This is a genomic window from Mesorhizobium sp. M7A.F.Ca.CA.003.01.2.1 (genome assembly GCF_003998945.1).
GTDB lineage: Bacteria > Pseudomonadota > Alphaproteobacteria > Rhizobiales > Rhizobiaceae > Mesorhizobium > Mesorhizobium ciceri.
The window spans coordinates 1-7740 of sequence record NZ_RZRA01000145.1; the positions used below are offsets into that span (position 1 = coordinate 1).

The following is a 7740-nucleotide window of genomic DNA, read 5'->3' on the forward strand; positions in this document are numbered from 1 at the left end:
ACCAGAGTCGGTTCAAAGCCGGGTACGCGAAAACGGGTTCCAGCGCACGGTCCCCAGCCGCGCTTCCTCACGCACCATGGTCAACAGGCCGGCGCCGCCAACGACCGCCAGGCCAACCAGCGACAGCCCGTCCGGATATTCCTGGAAAAACAACGCGCCGAGGATCACCGCCCAGGCGATCTGCGAATAATGCGTCGGCGCGACCCGGTTGGCAGGCGCGTATTTCATGGCCAGCAGTTGAAGGAATTGTCCACCTGCTGTGAAGGCACCGGCCGCCGCCAACCACAGCAACTGCTTGCCGTCGGGAACGGTGAACGAGGTGGCGGCGGCACCGATGCCGTTGAACAGCAGGCCGTAGCCGACCAGCACGCCGAGCATGGTGGTGCGCTTTTCCTGCTGCGCCAGCGAGCGCATCAGGATGACGCTGGTGGCGGCGAGGAAGGCAACACCGAAGGCGGCAAGGTGGCCGAGATTGAGCTCGCGAAAGCCCGGCCGCACCACCAGCATGACACCGGCGAAACCGGCGACCACTGCCAGCCAGCGCCAGGGGCCGACCTTCTCCTTGAGGATCACCGTGGAGAGAATGGTGACGCAGAGCGGCGCCAGGAATATCAACGCATAGGACTCGGCCAGCGGAATGGTGGTGAAGGCGTAGACACTGAGCACGCCGGAAGCGATGCCCGCCCAGGCACGCGCCTGCACCGCCCATGGCCTTCTGGTGCGCCAGAAATCGCGCCAGCGTTCGCCCGCGGGCCGCGTGAAGAACAGGAAGAAGCCCGCGAACAAGGTTATGAAAAAGCCGATCTCGAAGATCGTGAGCTGACCGCCCAGGCTTTTGACAACGGCATCGCTACCCGAATAGCTTGCGTAGGCGATCAGGGCGAGCAGGATTCCGTTCGTCACGTTGTTCCAATTCCGGGGAGAGAGTGGTTTGAAAATCCTGGCGCTCGGTGCGCATCCGGACGACATCGAGATCTTCATGTTCGGTACGATGGCCGCCTATGCTGCGCAAGGCGCAGAACTCACTTTTGCCATGGCCACCGATGGTGCCAGGGGCGGCACAAGTGATCCCGCTGTTCTCGCTCGTGTCCGTCGCGACGAAGCAACGGCCGCGGCCGCGCTGGTAGGCGCAGTGCCACGCTTCCTCGACTTCCCGGACGGCGAGCTGGTGGCCGATGCAGCGCTGATTGGAGCTCTGAAAGCACTGATCGGTCAAATCGGCCCGGATCTGGTGATCACGCATGCGCCCAACGATTATCATGCAGACCATCGCGCGCTGTCGGACGGCGTTCGTATCGCGGCGTCTTTCGCCGTCCCAGTGCTGCATGCCGACACGATGGGCGGCACCGGTTTCTCGCCGACGCACTATGTCGACATTTCCGCCCATGCCGACGTCAAGGCCGAGGCGATCCGCATGCATCAATCGCAGGATCCCGACCGCTTCGTCGACATTGCGCGGACACAGAACGCCTTTCGCGCCGGCCAGTGCAACGGCGCGCAAGGCTCATCGGCCGAAGCCTTCCGTTTCGAACCGTCGTTCCCGTTCGCCGATATCCGCGCGCTGCTGCCGCCGGCGCCGGCGATCCGCAAGGTGATGGTGAGCACCAGAAGGGTAGATTGAAAGCCGAGGCTGCCCCACGTCCCGGTCAGAATCGGCCTGAACAGCTTCGGTAAACCAGCCAGCGACCCGCGCTTTTCCCAACGTTTTCAGACATCGCCATAAGCATGCTGCGGCGCAGCAACGAATTCGCTTGCCTTGTTTAGTAAAAATTGCATCACTAAACAAATTACTAAACATCTGCAGCGCAACCGCGCCGCCATGTTTGGGCCCCTGAGGAGAGGGGTTGAGGGCTTTTTGAAACCGTCATCCGGGCGCGTTTCGCAAATGGGAGGAAGTCATGAAATCGAGCTTGAAACTGGCGTTGGGACTGACCTCGGCAATCACAGCGTCGACAGCCGTCGCGAACGTCGCGCACGCTGAAGACCTGACCCTGTGCTGGGCCGCCTGGGACCCGGCCAACGCGCTTGTCGAACTGTCCAAGGATTTTACCAAGGAAACCGGTATCGGCATGAAATTCGAGTTCGTGCCGTGGACCAACTATGCCGACCGTTTCCTCAACGAGCTCAACTCGCACGGCAAATTGTGCGACCTGATCATCGGCGACAGCCAGTGGATCGGCGGCGCTGCCGAGAACGGCCATTACGTCAAGCTGAACGACTTCTTCGACAAGGAGAAGATCAGCATGGACGATTTCGTGCCGGCAACCGTCGTCGGCTATTCGGAATGGCCGAAGAACACGCCGAACTACTGGGCGCTGCCGGCCATGGGCGACGTCGTCGGCTGGACCTACCGCAAGGACTGGTTCTCCAAGCCGGAGCTGCAGAAGGAATTCAAGGAGAAGTACGGTTGGGACCTCGGCCCGCCAACCACTTTCGACCAGTTGAAGCAGGTCGCCGAGTTCTTCCAGAAGCGCGAGATCGACGGCAAGACCGTCTATGGCGCCTCGATCTACACCGAGCGCGGCTCCGAAGGCATCACCATGGGCGCCATGGACGTGCTCTACAGCTATGGCTTCCAATACGAAAACCCCAAGAAGCCCTATGAAATGGAAGGCTTCGTCAACTCCGACAAGTCGGTCAAGGGGCTGGAGTTCTACAAGGCGCTCTATGATTGCTGCACGCCGCCCGGTGCCTCGAACAGCTACATGGGCGAAGGCGTCGATGCCTTCAAATCCGGCCAGGTGGCGATGCACATGAACTTCGCCTTCACATGGCCGGGCCTGCAGAAGGACGAGAATGTCGGCGGCGACAAGATCGGTTACTTCGTCAACCCGAAGGGTCCCGACGGCGAGCAGTTCGCCCAGCTCGGCGGCCAGGGTATCTCCGTGGTGTCCTATTCCGACAAGCAGGAGGCGGCGCTGAAATACATCAAGTGGTTCGCCAACAAGGACGTGCAGGCCAAATGGTGGTCGCTCGGCGGCTATTCGTGCCTCAACGCGGTGGTCAAGGATCCGAAGTTCCCGGCCAGCCAGCCCTATGCGCAGACCTTCCTCGACTCGATGGCCATCGTGAAGGACTTCTGGGCCGAGCCGAGCTACGCCCCGCTGCTGCAGGCTTCGCAGAAACGCTTCCACGACTATGTCGTCGCCGGCCAGGGTTCGGCCAAGGATGCGCTCGACGGCCTGGTCAAGGACTGGACCCAGGTCTTCCAGGACGATGGCAAGATGTAACCAGCTCCTCCCGAGCTAAGCCAAGCATCCCGTGCCGCCCCTTGGCACGGGATGCAGTTCAGATAAATTCCATGACAGAGACGACCAAGTGACCGAAGCAGGACTCACCATGCTCAATCGGACCGCGGAGAACGTTGCCCGGGCGACCCCGGAACCGTTGGCCCGCAAGGTCCGGGGCATCAGCGACAAGGGCCTCGCCTGGCTGTTCATCTCGCCGACGATCCTGTTGCTGCTGGCCATCAACATCTTCCCGCTGTTCTGGGCGATCTATCTGTCGTTCACCAACTACCGGGCCAACCGCCCGAACGAGGTGGTGAAAAATCTCGGCCTTGCCAACTACCAGCGCATCCTCGGCGACAAGGACATCTGGATCGCCATGCAGACGACCGCGCATTTCGTGTTCTGGACGATCCTTTTGCAGACGCTGATCGGCTTCACGCTGGCCTGGCTGATCGACAGGAAGTTCCGAGGCCACGCCTTCTGGACGACGCTGATCCTGGTGCCGATGATGCTGTCGCCGGCGGTAGTCGGCAATTTCTGGCGCTTCCTCTATGAGCCGCAGATCGGCCTGTTCGCCTATGCGATCTCCTTCGTCACGAGGATCCCGCCGACCAATATTCAGATGCTCTCCAACGTGTCGCTGGCGCCCTGGTCGATCATCATCGTCGATACCTGGATGTGGACGCCCTACGTGATGCTGATCTGCCTCGCGGGCCTACGCTCCATCCCCGAATACATCTACGAGGCGGCCGAGGTCGACCGCGCCTCGAACTGGCGGCAGTTCTGGTCGATCACGCTGCCGATGGCGCTGCCCTTCATCATGCTGGCGGTGCTGTTTCGCGGCATCGAGAACTTCAAGATGTTCGACATGGTCAATCTGTTGACCGGCGGCGGGCCGGGCTCGACGACCGAGGTCGCCTCGATAACGCTGAAGCGGCAGGCTTTCGAAAGCTGGCGCACCGGTTATTCCTCGGCCTTCGCCATCATCCTTTTCGTGGCGGTGTTCGGCCTGGCCAACATCTACGTCAAGGCGCTCAACAAGGTGAAGCAGAGATGAGCCTGACCACAGCCCATTCGGTCGTCGCACCGAGCAGCAACTCGAAACGGATCGCCGGCACGATCATCGTGCTTTACGCACTGATCTCGATCGTGCCGCTGCTGTGGATCTTCGCCACCAGCTTCAAGACGCCGCCGGATTCGATTGCCTATCCGCCCAAGATCCTGTTCCAGCCCAGTCTTGAGGGCTACTGCAATTTGTTCACGACGCGGACCCGGCAGACGCCGGAATACATCAACTCGCTGGGTCCGGCGACGGGCTTCTGCGACGAGACCACGCGCAAGCGCAACATGGTGATCGCCGGTCCGTCCAACTTCCTGCCGCGCTTCGTCAATTCGCTGATCATCGCCTTCGGTTCGACCTTCTGCGCCGTGTTCTTAGGCACGCTGTCGGCCTACGGCTTCTCACGCTTCAAGGTGCCGCTCGCCGACGACCTCCTGTTCTTCATCCTGTCGACGCGCTTCATGCCGCCGATCGCCGTCGCCATTCCGATCTATCTGATGTACCGCGAGCTTGGCCTGTCGGACACCGCGCTCGGCATGATCCTGCTCTATACGGCGGTCAACGTGTCGCTGGCTGTCTGGCTGCTGAAGGGCTTCATCGACGAGATCCCGCGCGAATATGAAGAAGCGGCAATGATCGACGGCTACACGCGGCTGCAGGCCTTCTGGCGCACCGTGCTGCCGCAGGCGACGACCGGCATAGCCGCGACCGCCATCTTCTGCCTGATCTTCGCCTGGAACGAGTATGCGTTCGCAGCTCTCCTGACCTCCGGCACGGCGCAGACCGCGCCGCCCTTCATCCCGACCATCATCGGCGAAGGCGGCCAGGACTGGCCGGCGGTCGCGGCCGGCACGACGATCTTCCTGGTGCCGATCCTGGTTTTCACCATCCTGCTTCGCAAGCAATTGCTGCGCGGCATCACCTTCGGCGCGGTGCGCAAATGAGCTTGACCAAGCCTGGGAACCGCAAATCGCGCTGGCCGGCCTGGGCACGGCGCGGGCTGATGGAAAACATCGCGACAGCGCTGATCGCCATCGGCTTCCTGATGCTGTTCCAGCCCTTCGCGCTGTCGCTCTACACCTACTCCTTCATCACCATGCTCGCCGGCACCGTGATGTTCATCATCGTCTCCAAATTCCCGGAATAATCATGGCCGAAATCCGTGTCCAGCACCTGAGAAAGGCCTTCGGCGATTTCGTCGCCGTGCAGGATTCCAACTTCGTCGTCGAGGATGGCGAGTTCTTCGTCATGCTCGGCCCGTCCGGCTGCGGCAAGACGACGACCTTGCGCATGATCGCGGGGCTTGAGCTGCCGACCGGCGGCCAGATCCTGCTCGGCGGCGACGACGTCACCATGCTGCGGGCCCGCGAGCGCGACATCGCCTTCGTCTTCCAGCTGTTCGCGCTCTATCCGCACATGAATGTGCGCAAGAACATCGGCTTCCCGCTGCTGGCGCAAGGCATGCCTTCGGCCGAAATCCGCACGCGGGTCGAGGAAACGGCGAAGCTGCTGCGCATCGACCATCTGCTCAACAAATCCGTCTCCGGACTTGCCGGCGGCGACCGCCAGCGCGTCGCGCTCGGCCGCGCCATCGTGCGGCGGCCAAAATGCTTCCTGATGGATGAGCCGCTGGGAACCCTTGACACCGAATTCCGCGATTTGATGGTCCACGAGCTGCGCGAACTGCACAACCGCATCCATGCCACGACGGTCTATGTCACGCACGACCAGATGGAAGCGATGTCGATGGCCGACAAGATCGCGGTGATGAACCATGGCGTCATCGAGCAGTTCGGAAGCCCGCGCGAAATCTATGACCGCCCGGCGACCATGTTCGTCGCCGACTTCATCGGCTCGCCACCGATGAACTTTTTGGGATTTGGCGGCGGGCTCGCCAAGGGCGCCAGGGAGATCATCGTGCAAGGCGCGAAGGTCGCGGTGCCGGAGGTGCGCGAGGACATCGCACCTGGCGACATGGCGCTCGGCATCCGCCCTGAACACATCCGCTTCGACGACGCCTCAAAATTGCGCGGCGCCATCTACGGCACCGAATATCTCGGCACCACGCAGATCGTCGCGGTGGAGACGGCGGATGGCATCATCAAGGCACGCGTACCGGCCGAAATCAGGCTCGCCACCGGCGACCATGTCGGCCTGACGCTGAGCAGCGCGCGGCTGTCGCTGTTCGAGAAGGGATCGGGCCGCGCGGTGAGAACCGCGATCCACGATGTCGCCTCGGAACGGAGGGCCCAGCATGGCTGAGGTGCACATCAAGAACGTGACCAAGAGTTTCGGCGACCATGTCGCCGTCGACGGCCTCGACCTGCACATAGCAGATGGTGAATTCGTCGTGCTGCTCGGGCCAACCGGGGCCGGCAAGACGACGACGCTGCGGCTCATCGCCGGGTTGGAACGGCCAGACAGCGGCACGATCGAGATCGGCGGACACAATGCCACGACGCTGTCGCCGGCCGAGCGCGACACCGCCTTCGTCTTCCAGCAATATTCGCTCTATCCGCATCTGTCGGTGTTCGACAATCTCGCCTTTCCGCTGCGCTCGCCGGCGCGGAAAATGCCGGAAGACCAGATCCGCCGCCGGGTCGAGGAGGTGGCGAAGATGGTGCGCATCCATCACAAGCTCGCCAACCGCTCGACCAAGCTTTCGGGCGGCGAAATGCAGCGCGTCGCCATCGGCCGCGCGCTGGTGCACAAACCGTCCATCTATCTGATGGACGAGCCGCTGTCATCGCTCGACGCCAAGCTGCGGGCGGATCTGCGGCTCGAGCTGAAGCGCATCCAGACCGAGCTCGGCGCCACCATGCTTTACGTCACCCACGACCAGATCGAGGCGATGACGATGGCAGACCGCATCGGCATCCTCACCGAGGGCGTGCTGGTGCAGATCGGCTCGCCGCGCACCATCTATTCAGAGCCGGCAAACCTGCATGTCGCGGCGAGGCTCGGCCAGCCGGCGATCAATCTTCTGCCGACCGGGCTGCTGCCTGACGGCGGCGCACCGGCCGGCACCAAGACGATCGGCGCGCGCACCGAGCATCTGACGATCGCGAAGGCCGCGAATGGCCATGCTGACGGCGTTGTCGACTGGGTCGAGCATCTCGGTGACCAGAACCATTTGCATGTGACGGTAGGCACCAAGAAACTGGTGACGCTGACCGATCCCGACACGGATCTGGCGCAGGGCGACAAAGTGGTGATCCGCTACCGGGCGCCGCTGTATTTCGGCGCCGATGGACAGCGATTGATGTGAGCGGTTTTCGGTGATTCAGCACCGGTTTTGACTTTGCCAGTACGGGACGAATCGATGAAGCACTTTTTCAATCGCAGGGAAACGATCGTCACCGAGGCGCTGGACGGCCTGCTACGAACCATTGGCTCCGGCGATCTCGCGCGCCTCGACGGCTATCCCGAGATCAAGGTCGTCCTGCGCGC

General features: G+C 62.2%; 8 protein-coding genes. 7 read left to right on the forward strand and 1 reads right to left on the reverse strand.

Going from position 1 to position 7740, the window contains the following annotated elements; all coding sequences use genetic code 11:
* Positions 1-12 precede the first annotated feature (12 nt).
* Positions 13-903 (reverse strand): DMT family transporter, encoded by an 891-nt coding sequence (locus EN969_RS08695; protein WP_063169899.1) that lies wholly within the window; start codon positions 901-903, stop codon positions 13-15.
* Between the two features lie 28 nt (positions 904-931).
* On the opposite strand from EN969_RS08695, the gene EN969_RS08700 reads away from it, so the two are divergent.
* The 7 genes from EN969_RS08700 to EN969_RS08730 all read left to right on the forward strand — a co-directional run bounded on the left by EN969_RS08700 (position 932) and on the right by EN969_RS08730 (position 7558).
* Entirely contained in the window at positions 932-1621 is a 690-nt protein-coding gene (locus EN969_RS08700; RefSeq protein WP_063169898.1) for a PIG-L deacetylase family protein, read from the forward strand.
* A gap of 277 nt (positions 1622-1898) precedes the next feature.
* Positions 1899-3230: an ABC transporter substrate-binding protein gene (locus EN969_RS08705; RefSeq protein WP_027164284.1), complete on the forward strand. Its 1332-nt coding sequence runs from the start codon at positions 1899-1901 to the stop codon at positions 3228-3230.
* Positions 3231-3339: 109 nt separating this feature from the next.
* On the forward strand, positions 3340-4287 hold the full coding sequence (locus EN969_RS08710) for a sugar ABC transporter permease (RefSeq protein ID WP_063169897.1): 948 nt from the start codon (positions 3340-3342) through the stop codon (positions 4285-4287).
* The gene (locus tag EN969_RS08715; protein ID WP_013528079.1) at positions 4284-5234 is read left to right on the forward strand and encodes a carbohydrate ABC transporter permease; all 951 of its coding nucleotides are present in this window, start codon (positions 4284-4286) and stop codon (positions 5232-5234) included. The genes EN969_RS08710 and EN969_RS08715 overlap by 4 nt, the downstream gene beginning before the upstream one ends.
* On the forward strand, positions 5231-5437 hold the full coding sequence (locus EN969_RS08720) for a hypothetical protein (protein ID WP_013528080.1): 207 nt from the start codon (positions 5231-5233) through the stop codon (positions 5435-5437). The genes EN969_RS08715 and EN969_RS08720 overlap by 4 nt, the downstream gene beginning before the upstream one ends.
* Positions 5438-5439: 2 nt before the next feature.
* Positions 5440-6552 (forward strand): ABC transporter ATP-binding protein, encoded by a 1113-nt coding sequence (locus EN969_RS08725; protein ID WP_013528081.1) that lies wholly within the window; start codon positions 5440-5442, stop codon positions 6550-6552.
* A complete protein-coding gene (locus tag EN969_RS08730) occupies positions 6545-7558 on the forward strand; it encodes an ABC transporter ATP-binding protein (RefSeq protein ID WP_063169896.1) in 1014 nt (337 codons plus the stop codon). Before EN969_RS08725 ends, EN969_RS08730 begins: the two co-directional genes overlap by 8 nt.
* The last annotated feature ends 182 nt before the right edge of the window (positions 7559-7740 follow it).